This is a genomic window from Bradyrhizobium sp. BLXBL-03, assembly GCF_051853015.1.
GTDB lineage: Bacteria > Pseudomonadota > Alphaproteobacteria > Rhizobiales > Xanthobacteraceae > Bradyrhizobium > Bradyrhizobium manausense.
Genome location: NZ_CP182470.1, coordinates 5,222,151 through 5,236,627, shown reverse-complemented (window position 1 = coordinate 5,236,627; position 14,477 = coordinate 5,222,151). Strand labels below are relative to the sequence as shown.

Genomic DNA, 14,477 nt, shown 5'->3' with positions numbered 1-14,477 from the left:
GCATGTCGGCAAGCATGTGTTTTACGAGCCCGTGCCTGCGCTCATAATCGGTCTGTGGCGCGGCCGGCGCTTCTCGTCGGGAACGGTGGAGTTGTCCGGCTGCAGTGGCGGCGAATCCTCCGACAGCGGCGCCAGCGCGCTCATCACGCGCTCCGGCGGGAAGGTGACAATCACCTCGGTGCCGATGCGCAGTTTCGACTTCAGCGTGAAGGTGCCGCCATGCAGATCGATCAGGTTTTTGGCGATGGGCAGGCCGAGGCCCGCGCCCTGTTCGGCCGATTTGATCGAGTTGGAGCCCTGGCCGAACGAGGCGAGCACGACCGGGATCTCGTCCTCGGGGATGCCGGAGCCGGAATCCCTGACCGAGAGGTACTGGCCTCCCGAGGCGGTCCAGCCGGCCTTCAGCCAGATCTCGCCGCCCTGCGGGGTGAACTTGATCGAGTTCGAAAGCAGATTGAGCACGACCTGGCGGATCGCGCGCTCGTCGGCCCAGAGCCGCGGCATCGCCTGCTCGAACACTTCGTGGATGGTGATGCCTCGGCTCGAGGCGCGCAGTTTCATGAGATGATGGCAGTCGGCGACGATGCCGACCAGCGACACCGCTTCCTCGTTCAATTCGTAGCGGCCGGCCTCGATCCGCGACAGATCGAGGATCTCGTTGATGAGGTTGAGCAGATGCACGCCCGAATTGTGGATGTCGGCGGAATATTCCTTGTAGACCGGCACCGCATGCGCACCAAAGATCTCGCTTTTCATCACCTCGGAGAAGCCGAGGATGGCGTTGAGCGGCGTGCGCAGCTCATGGCTCATCTGCGCCAGGAAGCGCGATTTCGCCACGTTGGCGGATTCGGCGCGGTGCCGCGCTTCGTCCGAGATCGCCTTGGCCTGTTCGAGCTCGCCGATCAACGCGTCCTTCTCGGCCCGCGCCTCCAGCGTCGCGAAGGTCGATGAGTGAAGACGATGCGCCAGCAACGCGAAATAGCCTTCGGCCGCGAGCGCGAGCGCGGCCAGGATGTAATTGTCCAGCGAGCCGGTCATCGCAAAGCTCAGCGCCATTGCGACCGCAACAGGCGCGGTGGCGGCGAGGGCTGCGATCGGCAGATTGGCGGCCAGCATGCTCGACACTGCGATCACCAACAGCATCAGGAACATCATCAGCGTTTCCGTGACCATGTCGAGCACGGGATGGATCAGGATCGCCATCCAGCACAGGCCATAGAGCAGGTCGAGCACGACGAAACGTGTCCGCCAGGCGCGCGTTGCCGCCGGCGAGGCCGGCTCTGCCAGGAAGCGGCGGCAGCTGCGGATCATCGCCGCGTGAAGGCAGATCATGCCGGCAGTCCAGGCGGCGGCGGGGATCGGCTGCATCCACAGTCCGAACAGCACACCGGTCGCGACCACCAGCAGCATCACGACATAGGATGCCGATAGCCGCGTCTGGGCATATTGGCGCAACAGCTCGGCGTCGAAGGCCGGCCGGGTTCCGCTGGTCGACGTTAACTTGTCGCGTGCCTCGCGGACCCGCTGCGACGCAGCCCTTCGGCTGCTCGCTGATGGAGCGCCGACCGGCGCGGCCGGAAGCTGCACTACCTCAGGCTTTTCAGCGGGGTTACTCATCAAGCAACAACGATTCCTGCCCGCGTCGGACGCGCGCCTTCTGCATTGTCTATCTCTGGCAAGAAATCCTTAAGAGGTGACTTAAGGAGCTAAAGAATTACGTTAACGGGGCGTTAAATTTGGATCGGGCCGCCGCTCAGTGCAGCCACGCATGCTGCGCGACATAGACCACGGCGCCAGCCAGATAGCCCGCAAGCGCCGCGCCCGCGATGCGTCGGGCGTACCAGAGGAACTCGATCCGCTCCAGCCCCATCGCGGCCACGCCCGCCGCCGAGCCGATGATCAGGATCGAGCCACCGGTGCCGGCGCAATAGGCGATGAACTCCCAGAGGAAGCTGTCCGTCGGGTAGTGGCCGAGGTCGTACATGCCCATGGTCGCCGCGACCAGCGGCACGTTGTCGATAATGGCGCTGAACAGGCCAAGCACGACGACGATGACGTCCTGGCGGCCGATCGTCGCCTCCAGCCATCTGGCCAGCATCGTCAGGAGGCCGGCGTGTTCGAGGCAGGCGACCGCGAGCAGAATGCCCGTGAAGAACACAATCGAGCCCATGTCGATCCGGGTCAGCGCATGCCCGAGCGAGAGGGGCTGGCGCACGTGCTCATCCTTGTTGCGGTGAAGGACCTCGCCGACCAGCCAGACGATACCGAGGCCGATCAGCACGCCCATGAAGGGAGGCAGATGCGTGAGCGTCTTGAAGGCCGGCACCGCAATCAGCACGCCGAGCCCGAGATAGAACATCAGGTTACGTTCGAACCGGTCAACGGCGAGCACTCCATCCTCCGGTTGCGGTGCCGCGATGGTCTTGCCCCTCAGCGACAGGCTGATGAAGGTGAGCGGCACGAGCAGGTTAACCAGCGCGGGCAGGAACAGCGCGCGCATGATCTTCAACGGCGTGATCTGGCCGCCGATCCACAGCATGGTGGTGGTGACGTCGCCGATCACGGTCCATGCGCCGCCGGCATTCGCCGCGATGACGATGAGGGAGGCGAATAGCAAGCGGTCGTCGCGCCGGGCGATCAGGCGCTGGATGAGCGAGATCATGACGATGGTGGTCGTCAGATTGTCCAGGATCGCGCTCAGGACAAAGGACACGAAGCCGACCACCCATACCAACGTGACCTGGCTCGTCGTGTTGATGCGGGAGGTGATGACCTCGAAGCCGTCATGGGCGTCGACCACCTCGACGATCGTCATCGCTCCGATCAGGAAGAACACGATCTGCGCGGTAGCCGCGACGGACTCGTCGAGCTGATGACTGACCAGCGCGTGATCCCTGATCGTGACCGCGTAGATGGTCCAGAGCAGACCCGCGCCGAGAAGCGCGGTCGCGGTCTTGCTGATCCCGAGGGGATGCTCGAGCGCGATCGCCGCATAGGTCACGACGAAGATTGCTGCGATCGCGGTCAGCAAGGCAGTATCAGGTCAGCGATTGAGGCGCGCGAGCAGGCTCGACGTATCCCAGCGCTTGCCGCCCATCTTCTCGACCTCGGCATAGAACTGGTCGACCAGCGCGGTGACCGGCAGGCTGGCGCCGTTGCGGCGGGCTTCGGCGAGCGCGATCGAGAGATCCTTGCGCATCCATTCGACCGCGAAGCCGAAATCGTACTTGCCCTCGTTCATGGTCTTGTAGCGGTTCTCCATCTGCCAGGACTGCGCCGCGCCCTTGGAGATGGTCTCGATCACGGCCGCGACGTCGAGGCCGCTCTTCTTGGCGAAGTGGATACCTTCCGAGAGGCCCTGCACGAGGCCGGCGATGCAGATCTGGTTGACCATCTTGGTCAGCTGGCCGCTTCCGGCGGGCCCGAGCAGCTTGCACATCCGTGCATACGCGCCCGTGATGATCGGCTCGGCGCCGGCATAGGCATCCTGCGCGCCGCCGCACATCACCGTCAGCACGCCGTTCTCGGCGCCGGCCTGGCCGCCGGAGACGGGCGCGTCGATGAACTTGAAGCCGGCCTTGGTCGCCGCCGCGTCGAGCTCGCGCGCGACTTCTGCTGAGGCGGTGGTGTGATCGACGAAGGTCGCGCCCTTCTTCATGCCGGCGAATGCGCCGTCGGGGCCGATCGTGACGGCGCGCAGATCGTTGTCATTGCCGACGCAGCACATCACGAAATCCTGGCCCTCGGCGGCAGCCTTCGGGGTCGGTGCCGTCTTGCCGCCGAACTTGTCCGCCCACTCCTTCGCCTTGGCCGCGGTGCGGTTGTAGACGGTGACCTCATGGCCCCCTTTTTTCACGAGGTGTCCGGCCATTGGGAAACCCATCACGCCGAGACCGAGGAAAGCGACTTTAGCCATATGTGTGTCCGTAGCTTGAGTTTTACGGTTGCAGCCGGGCGAGGGGCGCCAGCCGAGGATCCCTAAGGTTCCGCCTGAGGGGGGAACGGGCGCACCATAAACCGTTAGGGGCGGAGGGCAACGGCTTCGTTTGGCGGCCTCCTGTGCTAGGATGACGGGCCTCAAGGACCTGCATAAAAAAAGGGAGCAAAGGCATGGGCAGCGTGAGCGTTGGCGTCCTCGATCATTTCAATATTCGGACCCGGCATCTGGCCGACACGGTACGCTTCTACGAGGATGTGCTGGGCCTCGAAAAAGGACCCCGACCGAATTTCGCCTTCCCGGGGGCCTGGATGTACAGCGAGGGCAAGCCGGTCGTGCACCTCGTCGATATTTCCCCGACCTCCGAGCCGCAAAAGCCGGATTCCGGCGTGGTCCACCACGTCGCCTTCGTCAGCCGGGGCTTCGACGGCATGAAGCAGCGGCTGGCTTCCAAAGGCATGAAATTCGACTCCCGCCAGGTGCCCGGCGGCGAGCTCTGGCAGATCTTCGTCCATGACCCCAACGGGGTCATGATCGAGCTCAATTACGAGGCGGCCCTGGAGCAGGGGACCGCGCCCAAGGAGATGGCTGACGATATCGGCAGGCGGTAGCAGTAGCCTTTTGGCCGTTTCCGCTCTAATGGGGCATCTTGAACTTCCAGGAGATGCGCTTTGAGCGTGACGCAGCAACAGGTCCTCGACAGCCTCGCCAAGATCAAGTCGCCCCGCGGGGTCGCGCTCACCAATGCCAATGTGCTGAGCGCGATCAGCGCGTCCGATGGCAAGGTGTTCTTCTCGATCAACGTCGATGCCGCCGAGGCGCGGGCCTGGGAATCCGTCCGGGCCGAGGCCGAGGCCGCCGTGCGCGCCATTCCCGACGTCACCACGGTCATGGTCGCCCTCACAGCCGAGCGCAAGCCTGGCAGCACGCCGCCGCCACCCCCGCAGCCGGGCCGTGGCACACCAGGCGTGCAACCGCTCCACGCCCACAAGCCGCCGCCACAGGGCGGCGCCCAATCGCCGATGGCGCGGCAGTCGGAAATTCCGGGCGTCGCCGCCGTAATCGCGGTCGCCTCGGGCAAGGGCGGCGTCGGCAAGTCGACCACCGCCCTCAATCTGGCGCTCGGCTTGCGCGACCTTGGCCTCAAGGTCGGGCTGCTCGACGCCGACATCTACGGCCCCTCGGTGCCGCGGCTGACCGGCCTGCACGAGAAGCCGGAGCTGAATGGCGAGCGCAAGATGATTCCGCTGCGGCGCTTCGGCCTCGCCATCATGTCGATCGGCTTCCTGGTCGAGGAAGAGACCGCGATGATCTGGCGCGGGCCGATGGTGATGTCGGCGGTGACGCAGATGCTGCGCGATGTCGCATGGGGCACGCTCGACGTGCTCGTCGTCGACATGCCGCCGGGCACGGGCGATGCGCAGCTCACGCTGGCGCAGAACGTGCCGCTGAAGGGCGCCGTGATCGTCTCGACCCCGCAGGACCTGTCGCTGATCGACGCGCGGCGTGGGCTGGCCATGTTCAAGAAGGTCAACGTGCCCGTGCTCGGCATCGTCGAGAACATGAGCTATTTCCAGTGCCCGCATTGCGGCACGAAATCCGACATCTTCGGCCATGGCGGCGCGCGCCACGAGGCCGAGAAGCTCGGGGTACCGTTCCTCGGCGAGATCCCGCTGCACATGGCGATTCGCGCCACGTCCGATGCCGGCAATCCCGTCGTGGACAGCGAACCTGGTGGCGCGCATGCGGCGATCTATCGCGCCATTGCGGGACAGGTCCGGGACCAGCTCAAGGGCGCGATTTCCGCAGCCTGAGCCTGATGTCTGGGGACATGCGACTTTCGTCGCCCCCCGTCATGCCAATGTCGCGTTCCGTGGCAAGGGCTTCCGTGTTAAACGCCACGGCAGCAAAGCCCCTTCGGTTCGACGCGGCTCAATCCGTGTCGCCGGAACGAGTGGCAGCAAAGAGGAAGTTCGGGGACACGCCCCAGCAAGGAGAGACCTGAAAATGAAGCGTCGTGATTTTCTGAAAGTGTCGGCAGCAGGCGCGGCGGCGTCAGCCGCGGTGGCCTCGCCGGCGATTGCGCAGTCCTCGCCCGAGATCAAGTGGCGCATGACGTCGAGCTTCCCGAAGTCGCTCGACACCATCTATGGCGGTGGCGAGCAGCTGGCGAAGTACGTCGCCGAGATGACCGACAACAAGTTCCAGATCCAGGTGTTCGCCGCCGGCGAAGTCGTCCCCGGCCTGCAGGCGCTCGATGCGACCTCGAACGGCACCGTCGAGATGTGCCACACCGTCTCCTACTACTATGTCGGCAAGGACCCGACCTGGGCGATCTACGCCTCGGTGCCGTTCGGCCTCAACGCGCGCCAGCAGAACTCCTGGTGGTACCAGGGCGGCGGCGCCGAGCTCGGCAACGAGTTCTTCAAGAAGTCGAACGTGATCGGCTTCGCCTGCGGCAACACCGGCACCCAGATGGGCGGCTGGTTCCGCAAGGAGATCAAGACCGTTGCGGACCTCTCCGGCCTGAAGTTCCGCATCGGCGGCATCGCCGGCCAGGTGCTCCAGAAGGTCGGCGTGGTGCCGCAGCAGCTCGCCGGCGGCGACATCTATCCGGCGCTGGAGAAGGGCACCATCGACGCCGCCGAATGGGTCGGCCCCTATGATGACGAGAAGCTCGGCTTCGCCAAGGTCGCCAAATACTATTACTATCCGGGCTTCTGGGAGGGTGGTCCGATGGTCCACGCCTTCACCAACCTCGACAAGTGGAATTCGCTGCCGAAGAACTACCAGGCGATCCTCACCAACGCGGCGGCCAACGCCAACAGCTGGATGGCCGCGCGCTACGACATGCAGAACCCGGCGGCGCTGAAGCGACTGGTCGCCGGCGGCACGCAGCTGCGTCCCTTCACCAACGAAGTGCTGGAAGCCTGCCTCAAGGCGACCAACGAGCTGTGGGCCGAGCTGTCGGCCAAGAACGCCGACTTCAAGAAGTCGATCGACGCGATGCAGGCCTACCGCTCCGACGAATATCTGTGGTGGCAGGTCGCCGAGTACACCTACGACAGCTTCATGATCCGCTCGCGCACCCGCGGCTGATCCTCGACCAGTCTGCCGGACTGAATAGCCCGGCCTCGTTCGCGAGGCCGGGCTTTTTCGTGGGCGAGGCGGCAGGCTTATTCAAAATCTGCAAAACAACCCCATGCACAGTAGAAGCCGGTGAGGGCGCAATGACGCGCGGATGGCGTTGGGCTTGACCCGTCGGGCAAAACAGTGGCATAAAGCGATAATCGAATAATCCGAAATCCGCGTGTGGCTCAAGTCGGTTCATAGAGGTTCGACAGCCAGACCATTTGAAGGGGGCTGCGCCCGACGCCCGCGCCTACCTGCCGAAGCTCGCACCCCCTCAAAAATTATTTTCTGGGCCGTGACCCCGGCGCCGCGTTTGCACCCTCTTGTCTGGATGAGGACGCCATAGCGGCGCGTCACGAACCGGAGCACAGAACCATGTGGTACAGGAAGAACGTTGGCGGGTGGGAGCGCGCAGCCAGGCTGATCGGCGGTGGCTTGATGCTCATCTGCGGCATGGTTGCGCTGCACGCTTCGCCCCTCGGGCTACTGCTCAGCGGTGCGGGTATGGTGACGCTGGTCACTGGCGTGTTCGGCTATTGTCCTGCTTGCGCCGTCGCCGGGCGCGAGCCACTGGAGGGGTGACCGCCTTGGCGCGCGTATCAGACGATCTCTTGCTCGCGGCACAGTCGGGCGACCGGCATGCGCTCACACAGCTGTTGGTGGTGCTGCAGCCGGACATTCGACGCTACGCCCGGCGCCTTTGCTACCGCGCCTCGCTGATCGAAGACGTGGTGCAAGAGGCACTCATCGTCGTGTACCGGCGCGTGGGCACGATCCGCACTCCAGCCGCACTCGCGGGCTGGCTGCTGACCGTCATTGCGCGCCTTTGCATGCTGCCGGCGCTGATGCTGATGCGCGGAGTCGAGGAGCTCGCCAGCCAGGAGGAGTCGCGCGAGCTCGCAAAGGTCCCATCGGACGAGTTGCGCATAGACCTGGTCGACGCGATCGAGTCGCTTTCGCCGTCGCATCGCGAAGTGCTGCTGCTGCGCGATCTCGAAGATCTGACGATTGGCGAAATCGCCCGGCGCCTCGGCGTGACGCGCGAAGCGGCCAAGAGCCGCCTGCGCCGCGCCCGCACATTGGTGCGTGAGTATCTGCTCGACACAAAGGACAGCGGACGAGAGAGCACATGAATTATCTTCGTGGAATCGGCATGTTCGGCAGCGCTTTCCTGGGCGCACACCTGATGCGCGGCGCAGCTGCGGCGGCGCTGCTCGCTTGGGCCATCGTCGATCAGACCGCGCACCCCTGGCTGGCCTTGGGCGCGGGCGTTGCCGCTCTCGTCGCGTTACGGGGATGCCCGATGTGCTGGACTGTGGGCCTGGTCGAGACGCTTGCGCAAGGCCGTCACGGACCAAAGGATGCTCTTTCAAGAAAGTGTGCCGCCAGCGAAAGCATCAGGGGATCGCCATGCAAAGGGTGAGTGCGGTCTTGGGCTCTGCACTCTTCTTCCTGGTTGCGCCGTGTGTGCTCGCAGGGCTGATCCCGTGGTCGATGACCCGCTGGGAGTTTGGGCCTGCTTTTCTCGGCGTCGATCCAATCCGCTTCGTTGGCGTTACATTGATTATCGCCGGAGTGCCCGGAATTCTGGATTCATTTGCCCGTTTTGCACTGGAGGGGCTGGGGACGCCCGCTCCGATCGCGCCGCCACAGAAGCTCGTCGTGACCGGCCTTTACAGCTATGTGCGTAATCCGATCTACATCGCGGTCGTCGCTGTCGTTTTTGGGCAGGCCCTTTTGTTTGGGGATTGGCGTCTCCTCTGGTACGGCGCGCTGCTCTGGCTTTTCTTTCATGTCTGGGTGGTGATGATCGAAGAACCGACGCTGAAGCAAACATTCGGCACGGAGTATGAGAACTTTCAGACGAGTGTGCCGCGCTGGATTCCGCGGTTGCCGCCATGGCTCAACACATAAGGGAATGACGACTGGCAGTATCAAGCAGGTAGAGCCGCGGCGCTTGCAAGGCGGGCGACTACGCCGAGAATTGCTGCTTAACCGCACCCGTCCTTGACCACCGCGGCTGCGAATTCGATCAACGCCCGGGTCCGCGCGAAGCGCGGCCCGATGACAGGCTCCCCGAAGCAATCCAGGCTGGCTCTTCGCAAAGGTTCTGGATTGCTTCGCTGCGCTCGCAATGACGCGTGGACGGAGCGCGGTCCTGGGGGACAGGAAGCTCGGCGGCGCGCCCAGGGGGCACGATGACATTGCCGTGAGATCGGGCCTCCTCCCCAGGTTTCAACGGGAGTTACAATAGGTTCGTGCGCCTGATTGTATTGCACCGAGGGCAATGTAATTATTGTCCTGAGATATGGGTCGGATCATATTAAGGGCAATCATCGGATTGCACCGGGCTTTACCGGGAGTACGGAGCCACGACCATGCACCCCAGTTATTTCGACCTGTTTCTCGCCTTCATCGGATTGTCGTTCGGCGTGCCTTCGGCGCTGCCGCGCCTGTTTTTCCGGAATGAGGACATACCGCGCCGGAAGGCTTCATAGAGCAGCGGATTGTCAGGTGGCCCCGGAGAGTTGCATGGATCTGACGCTCACCACCATCCTCATCGCCTTCTCAGGCGTATTCCTGATCTGCTTCATGAAGGGCGCATTCGGCGGCGGCTTTTCCATCGTCGGCATTCCGCTGCTGTCCTTTGTGATGGACCCGGTGACCGCCGGCGGCCTGCTCGCGCCGCTCTTCATCGCAATGGACCTGTTCGCGCTGCGCTACTGGAAGCCGTCGACCTGGTCGAAGCCGGATCTGGTGCTGCTATTGCCCGGGCTCGTGATCGGCATCGGTCTTGGCTATCTCTTGTTTCGCGTTCTGGACCACCGTGCCGTCGCGATCGTGATGGCGGTCGTGACGTTGATTTTCGTCGGCCTATGGTTCTTTGGCGACCCCAAGGTGACCATTCGCCCGCGTTCGACGCCGAAGGCGGTGGCTGCCGGTCTCGCCTCGGGTATCACGACCATGGTCGCGCATTCCGGCGGACCGCCGCTGGCGATGTATCTGTTGCCGCTCGGCCTCACCAAGGAGGTCTATGCCGGAACGACCAGCCTGTTCTTCACCGTCGGCAATGCCACCAAGGCGGTGCCATGGCTGCTGCTGACGCGTCCCAGCGGCAACGAATGGATCGTGATGGCGATCTGTCTTCTCGCCATTCCCGCCGGGGTCTGGCTCGGCTGGCGCCTGCACGGGCGGCTGGACCAGCAGCAGGTCTTCCGCGCTTGCTACGGGCTGCTGGTCGTCACGGCGCTGAAGCTGCTGTGGGACGGCGTGTCGGGCTATCTCTGAGGTTCACACTCATGTCGCCTTCTACCTGATGACGACGCATGCGCTGCTCCTTCATGGCAGCGGCAGCAGGATCCGCCAACACACATTCCCGCCCGACCGGCGTCATTTTTCGCTGGCCCAATCCGCTGAATGGTGGAACAGATCGGCAATCGCCGCGTGCGCGCGGTTCGGGAATGCCGGAAGCTTGAGTTTACTGCATGCGCCTTCTGATCGTCGAGGATAATGTCGAGCTGTCGCGGCTCGTTGCCAGCGGGCTGGCAGCGGCCGGCTATGAGAGCGATATCGTCGGCAGCACGGAGGAGGCGCGTGAAGCGGTGCACAACGTGGCCTACGCCGCGATGATCCTGGACCTCGGCCTGCCCGACGGCGACGGCCTAATGGTGCTGCGCGAGCTGCGTCGGCAGATGGAGCCGCTGCCGGTGCTGGTGCTGACCGCGCGCGGCGGCTTGCAGGATCGCGTCAACGGCCTGCGCAGCGGCGCGGACGACTATCTGGCCAAGCCGTTCGCGATGGAGGAGCTGGTGGCGCGGCTGGAAGCGATCCTGCGCCGTCCGGGGCAATTGCTCGGCCGGTCGTTGCGGCTTGCCAATCTCGTCTACGACACCGAGAGCCGCCAGATCTTCGTCGACGACAAGCCGCGGATCATCTCCTCGCGCGAGACCTCCGTGCTGGAGATCTTGCTGCGCCGGCAGGGCCGGGTGGTGCCGAAGAAGAATGTCGAGGATCACATCTTCGGGCTCGAGGGCGAGGTCGCCTCCAATGCGGTCGAGGTCTATGTCTCCCGGTTGCGCAAGCAGCTCACTGAACACGGCGCCAAGGTCGTGATCCACACGATCCGTGGCGTCGGCTACATGATGGCCGAGGAGAAATAGCGTGGCCTGGGGCGGATTCCAGATCGGGTCCAGGACCGGAGACAGGACCGGAGACAGGGCCGGATACAAGACCGGATCCAGACTCCGGGCCCCGTCGTTCAAATCGCTGATCTCGCGCATCGTGTTCCTGCACATCATCGCGGTCGCGGTGGTGGCGATCTTCCTGCCGCTGGTGCTGTTCTGGCTGTTGAACTCCGAGATCGACCAGCTGCATCGGGCGGCGATGCGGGCCCAGGCCGAGACGCTTGCCGAGCGCATCTCAGTCCAGCCCGACGGCAAGATCACGTTCAATCTGCCCGATAGCCTGCGCGGTCTCTATTCGGAAGCCTATGGCCGCTACCAGTACGATATCCGCGATGTCGACGGCCGCCTGCTGTTCTCGTCCCACAAGAAGACCGGCGATGCGCGGTCGGACACGGTCTCGGGTGCCGAAGTGACGCAGACGATCGACGGCACCACCGTTCGCATCAGGGTCGGGGAAGATTTGTCCCATCGCGACGTCATCACCGACGATATCGTGTCCAACTTCTTCCGCCGGGTCGGCTGGATCACCATTCCCATTCTTCTGATCCTGCTCGCCATCGACATCTTCATCTTCCGCCGCGCCATTGCGCCGCTCTGGAAGGCCTCGGAAGAAGCCAGCAATATCGGCCCTGCTCGCACCGACGTCCGTCTGCCGACGGAGCAGATTCCGCGCGAGATCATGCCGCTCGTCACCGCGGTGAACCAGGCGCTCGATCGCCTCGAGGACGGCTTTCGCCTGCAGCGCCAGTTCACCGCCGACGCGGCCCATCAGTTGCGCACGCCGCTCGCGATCCTGCGCACGCGGGTCGAGACGCTCGGTAACAATGCGGTGCGGCAGGCGCTGCATGACGACATCGAGGGCATGAGCCGGATCGTCGCCCAGCTGCTGGAGATCGCCGAGCTCGACACGTTGGTGCTCGATCCCGGCGAGACCGCCGATCTGCGCGCCGTCTGCGCCGAGGTCGTCGGCGCGATCGCGCCCCTTGCGATTGCACAGCACAAGGACATCGCGCTCAAGGGCGCCGAGGCGCCCGTGCTGATCCACGGCAATTCCGAGATGCTCCAGCGCGCGGTCTTCAATCTCGCCGAAAACGCCATCAAGTTCACCGCGAAGGAGACGTCGGTCGACGTCGAGGTCGGCGACGACGGTTCGGTGCGGGTGCGCGATTGCGGCCCCGGCGTCACCGAGGCCGAACGCGAGCTGATCTTCCAGCGCTTCTGGCGCAGGGATCGCCAGCGCAGCGACGGTGCGGGCCTCGGCCTCTCGATCGTGCGGGGCGTCGCCGACGATCATGCCGCAACGGTTGCGGTGGACAATCTCCCCGGCGGCGGCGCCGAGTTCACGCTGCGCTTCAGGCTGGCGGAGCAGGGGGCTTAGCCCTCTTCCCCTTGCTTTCAGGAATCGGACGGTGGGCAAAGGCGCACTTGCGCCGTGCCCATCATCTCTAACCGGATTTTGCAGTACGTGGGCAGGCTTCCGCCTTCGCTCTTCGAGCTACGGCGGACAAGTCGCTTTGCCCACCCTACGCTATCTGCGCTCGTGGAGAGAACCACTTCTCCCACAAGGGGAGAAGGAAGAACGCTGAGCGCTATTTCACCTTGCCGGCCGACAGATCCATGATCATGCGCGTGGTGAGGTACAGGCGCGGCACGATGGTGTCGAGCTTCACATATTCGGCGTCATTGGAATGCGCGCCGAAGCCTGACAACCCCATGCCTTCGACCACGGCGCCCTTGGTCTTGAGCGCGGCAAAGGCGGCATCGGTGCCGCCGCCGGTCGCCTTCTCGGCAACGTTCATGGATAGTCCGAGCTCTTGATAGATCGTCCTGGCGTAGGCCGCCACGCGGCGCGAGGCGTCGTTGGCCTCGAGCGGCGGGCGCCGCACTTCGAATTTCAGCTCGACCTTGGAGTCCGGCAGCAGGCGATTCCTGATCTTCTCCTGTAGAGTCTTCTCCAGCTCGTCGAAATCGGAAACCTTCAGCGCGCGCGCGTCGGCCTGCGCGGTGGCTTCGGCCGGGATCACGTTGCGGTTGGTGCCGGCTTTCGCGACGGTCCAGTTCAGCTTCAGGCCCTTTTCGGGCTTGGACAGATCCTTCATCTGCAGCACCTGGTGCGAGAGCTCGTAGAGCGCGTTGATGCCGCCCTCGGGGCGGGAACCGGCATGCGACGACTTGCCTGTCACCGTCAGATAGGCCGAGCCGATGCCGCTGGTGGCGAGCCGCACCGAGCCGTCGGTGCCGCCGCCTTCGAACGAGAACACCACGTCCTGATCGGAAGCGAACCTGGTGATGGTGCTGCGCCAGCCGGGCGAGGAAATCTCCTCGTCGCTGTTGGTGAGCACGGTGAGCGTGCCGTAATCCTTGAAGTTCAGCTTCTGCAGCATCGCGACGGTATGGAGAATGAGCGCGACGCCCTGCTTGTCATCGGCAATGCCGAGGCCATAGGCCTTGTCGCCGTCGATGCGGAACGGCTGGTCCTTCAGCATGCCCCGCAGATACACCGTGTCCATGTGGGCGATCAGCATGATCTTCCTGGTGCCGCTGCCCTTGAAGGTGGCGTGCACGGCAGGCCCGATCTTCTCGGGCGTGTCATCGAGCCGATAGATGTCGGTGGGTTGCAGGATCTCCACCTCGCCGCCGATCTGCCTGAGCTGGTCGGCGACGCGGCCTGCGATCACATTGAGGCCTTCGACATCCCCGCTGCCGGTTTCGATGTTGACGAGATCGCGCAGCGTATCGAGCAGCGGCTGCTGCTCCTTCTGTGCCAGCGCGTGGATGTCGGCCATCGGTTCGGCATGCGCGATGGTTGCGGCGCAGGCGAGCCAGAGCGAGGCGAGCAGCGGACTGACAAAGGAAAGAGCAGGGCGCGATCGGGGCATACGCGGCATTCCCAAGTTGGAGGAACGTCCGGTATGCCCGTGTTTGCCACGCGTGTCACGCGGGTCGGTCTGTTAGCCCTGCGGCAGAGGGTGGCTCGCCGCGATAGCGGCGAGACGGGTGAGGGGGTCTATCCGCGAATCCGGAATCGTGGGGTGGGCAAAGGCGCACTTGCGCCGTGCCCACCATCTCTACCCCAGGTTTGCAGTGCGTGGGCACGCTTCGCTTTGCCCACCCTACGATATCTGCGCTCGTGGAGAGAACCCCTCATCCGGCGCCACAGCCGAAGCTTCGCTTCGGCGTTTGTTAAGAACGGCGGCCGAAGGCCGCCTATGCCACTTTCTCCC

At 64.3% G+C, this 14,477-nt stretch carries 14 protein-coding genes; 10 read left to right on the top strand and 4 right to left on the bottom strand.

The annotated features are described in order from the left end of the window. Positions 1 to 21 precede the first annotated feature (21 nt). The 3 genes from ACNJX9_RS25250 to ACNJX9_RS25240 all read right to left on the bottom strand — a co-directional run bounded on the left by ACNJX9_RS25250 (position 22) and on the right by ACNJX9_RS25240 (position 3,976). Positions 22 to 1,617, bottom strand: coding sequence for a sensor histidine kinase (locus ACNJX9_RS25250; protein ID WP_439404720.1), 1,596 nt, complete (start codon positions 1,615 to 1,617; stop codon positions 22 to 24). Positions 1,618 to 1,753: 136 nt separating this feature from the next. Continuing rightward, on the bottom strand, positions 1,754 to 3,031 hold the full coding sequence (nhaD, locus tag ACNJX9_RS25245) for a sodium:proton antiporter NhaD (protein ID WP_439404718.1): 1,278 nt from the start codon (positions 3,029 to 3,031) through the stop codon (positions 1,754 to 1,756). A gap of 12 nt (positions 3,032 to 3,043) precedes the next feature. Then, positions 3,044 to 3,976 carry an NAD(P)-dependent oxidoreductase gene (locus ACNJX9_RS25240; RefSeq protein WP_439410125.1) on the bottom strand — a complete coding sequence of 311 codons (933 nt, stop codon included), beginning with the start codon at positions 3,974 to 3,976 and terminating at the stop codon, positions 3,044 to 3,046. Between the two features lie 134 nt (positions 3,977 to 4,110). Between ACNJX9_RS25240 and ACNJX9_RS25235 the strand changes: the two genes are divergently transcribed. The 10 genes from ACNJX9_RS25235 (at position 4,111) to ACNJX9_RS25190 (ending at position 12,631) form a co-directional block, all read left to right on the top strand. Continuing rightward, a complete protein-coding gene (locus ACNJX9_RS25235; protein WP_057758485.1) occupies positions 4,111 to 4,548 on the top strand; it encodes a VOC family protein in 438 nt (145 codons plus the stop codon). A 60-nt stretch (positions 4,549 to 4,608) separates the two neighbouring features. Further along, positions 4,609 to 5,751: an Mrp/NBP35 family ATP-binding protein gene (locus ACNJX9_RS25230; RefSeq protein WP_057758484.1), complete on the top strand. Its 1,143-nt coding sequence runs from the start codon at positions 4,609 to 4,611 to the stop codon at positions 5,749 to 5,751. Positions 5,752 to 5,944: 193 nt separating this feature from the next. After that, positions 5,945 to 7,036, top strand: a complete 1,092-nt coding sequence (locus ACNJX9_RS25225; protein WP_057758482.1) for a TRAP transporter substrate-binding protein — start codon at positions 5,945 to 5,947, stop codon at positions 7,034 to 7,036. 408 nt (positions 7,037 to 7,444) lie between these two features. Continuing rightward, on the top strand, positions 7,445 to 7,651 hold the full coding sequence (locus tag ACNJX9_RS25220) for a YgaP family membrane protein (protein WP_057758481.1): 207 nt from the start codon (positions 7,445 to 7,447) through the stop codon (positions 7,649 to 7,651). A gap of 5 nt (positions 7,652 to 7,656) precedes the next feature. Next, a complete protein-coding gene (locus ACNJX9_RS25215) occupies positions 7,657 to 8,202 on the top strand; it encodes an RNA polymerase sigma factor (protein ID WP_439404716.1) in 546 nt (181 codons plus the stop codon). Beyond that, on the top strand, positions 8,199 to 8,492 hold the full coding sequence (locus ACNJX9_RS25210) for a hypothetical protein (RefSeq protein WP_439404714.1): 294 nt from the start codon (positions 8,199 to 8,201) through the stop codon (positions 8,490 to 8,492). Before ACNJX9_RS25215 ends, ACNJX9_RS25210 begins: the two co-directional genes overlap by 4 nt. Further along, positions 8,480 to 8,983, top strand: a complete 504-nt coding sequence (locus tag ACNJX9_RS25205) for a methyltransferase family protein (RefSeq protein WP_439404712.1) — start codon at positions 8,480 to 8,482, stop codon at positions 8,981 to 8,983. Before ACNJX9_RS25210 ends, ACNJX9_RS25205 begins: the two co-directional genes overlap by 13 nt. Positions 8,984 to 9,601: 618 nt before the next feature. After that, complete coding sequence (locus ACNJX9_RS25200; RefSeq protein ID WP_439404710.1) at positions 9,602 to 10,357, top strand: sulfite exporter TauE/SafE family protein; 756 nt, start codon at positions 9,602 to 9,604, stop codon at positions 10,355 to 10,357. 197 nt (positions 10,358 to 10,554) lie between these two features. Further along, positions 10,555 to 11,229, top strand: coding sequence for a response regulator transcription factor (locus tag ACNJX9_RS25195; RefSeq protein WP_057758472.1), 675 nt, complete (start codon positions 10,555 to 10,557; stop codon positions 11,227 to 11,229). A 106-nt stretch (positions 11,230 to 11,335) separates the two neighbouring features. Continuing rightward, complete coding sequence (locus ACNJX9_RS25190; RefSeq protein ID WP_057759066.1) at positions 11,336 to 12,631, top strand: sensor histidine kinase; 1,296 nt, start codon at positions 11,336 to 11,338, stop codon at positions 12,629 to 12,631. A gap of 211 nt (positions 12,632 to 12,842) precedes the next feature. On the opposite strand, the gene ACNJX9_RS25185 is transcribed toward ACNJX9_RS25190, so the two are convergent. Continuing rightward, the gene (locus ACNJX9_RS25185; protein ID WP_439404708.1) at positions 12,843 to 14,132 is read right to left on the bottom strand and encodes a M20/M25/M40 family metallo-hydrolase; all 1,290 of its coding nucleotides are present in this window, start codon (positions 14,130 to 14,132) and stop codon (positions 12,843 to 12,845) included. Positions 14,133 to 14,477: the final 345 nt, after the last annotated feature.

Coding starts and splice junctions, on each gene's coding strand:
- ACNJX9_RS25250 (WP_439404720.1), bottom strand. CDS start 1,617: ATGAGTAACCCCGCTGAAAAGCCTGAGGTAGTGCAGCTTCCGGCCGCG.
- ACNJX9_RS25235 (WP_057758485.1), top strand. CDS start 4,111: ATGGGCAGCGTGAGCGTTGGCGTCCTCGATCATTTCAATATTCGGACC.
- ACNJX9_RS25225 (WP_057758482.1), top strand. CDS start 5,945: ATGAAGCGTCGTGATTTTCTGAAAGTGTCGGCAGCAGGCGCGGCGGCG.
- ACNJX9_RS25220 (WP_057758481.1), top strand. CDS start 7,445: ATGTGGTACAGGAAGAACGTTGGCGGGTGGGAGCGCGCAGCCAGGCTG.
- ACNJX9_RS25210 (WP_439404714.1), top strand. CDS start 8,199: ATGAATTATCTTCGTGGAATCGGCATGTTCGGCAGCGCTTTCCTGGGC.
- ACNJX9_RS25205 (WP_439404712.1), top strand. CDS start 8,480: ATGCAAAGGGTGAGTGCGGTCTTGGGCTCTGCACTCTTCTTCCTGGTT.
- ACNJX9_RS25200 (WP_439404710.1), top strand. CDS start 9,602: ATGGATCTGACGCTCACCACCATCCTCATCGCCTTCTCAGGCGTATTC.
- ACNJX9_RS25195 (WP_057758472.1), top strand. CDS start 10,555: ATGCGCCTTCTGATCGTCGAGGATAATGTCGAGCTGTCGCGGCTCGTT.
- ACNJX9_RS25185 (WP_439404708.1), bottom strand. CDS start 14,132: ATGCCCCGATCGCGCCCTGCTCTTTCCTTTGTCAGTCCGCTGCTCGCC.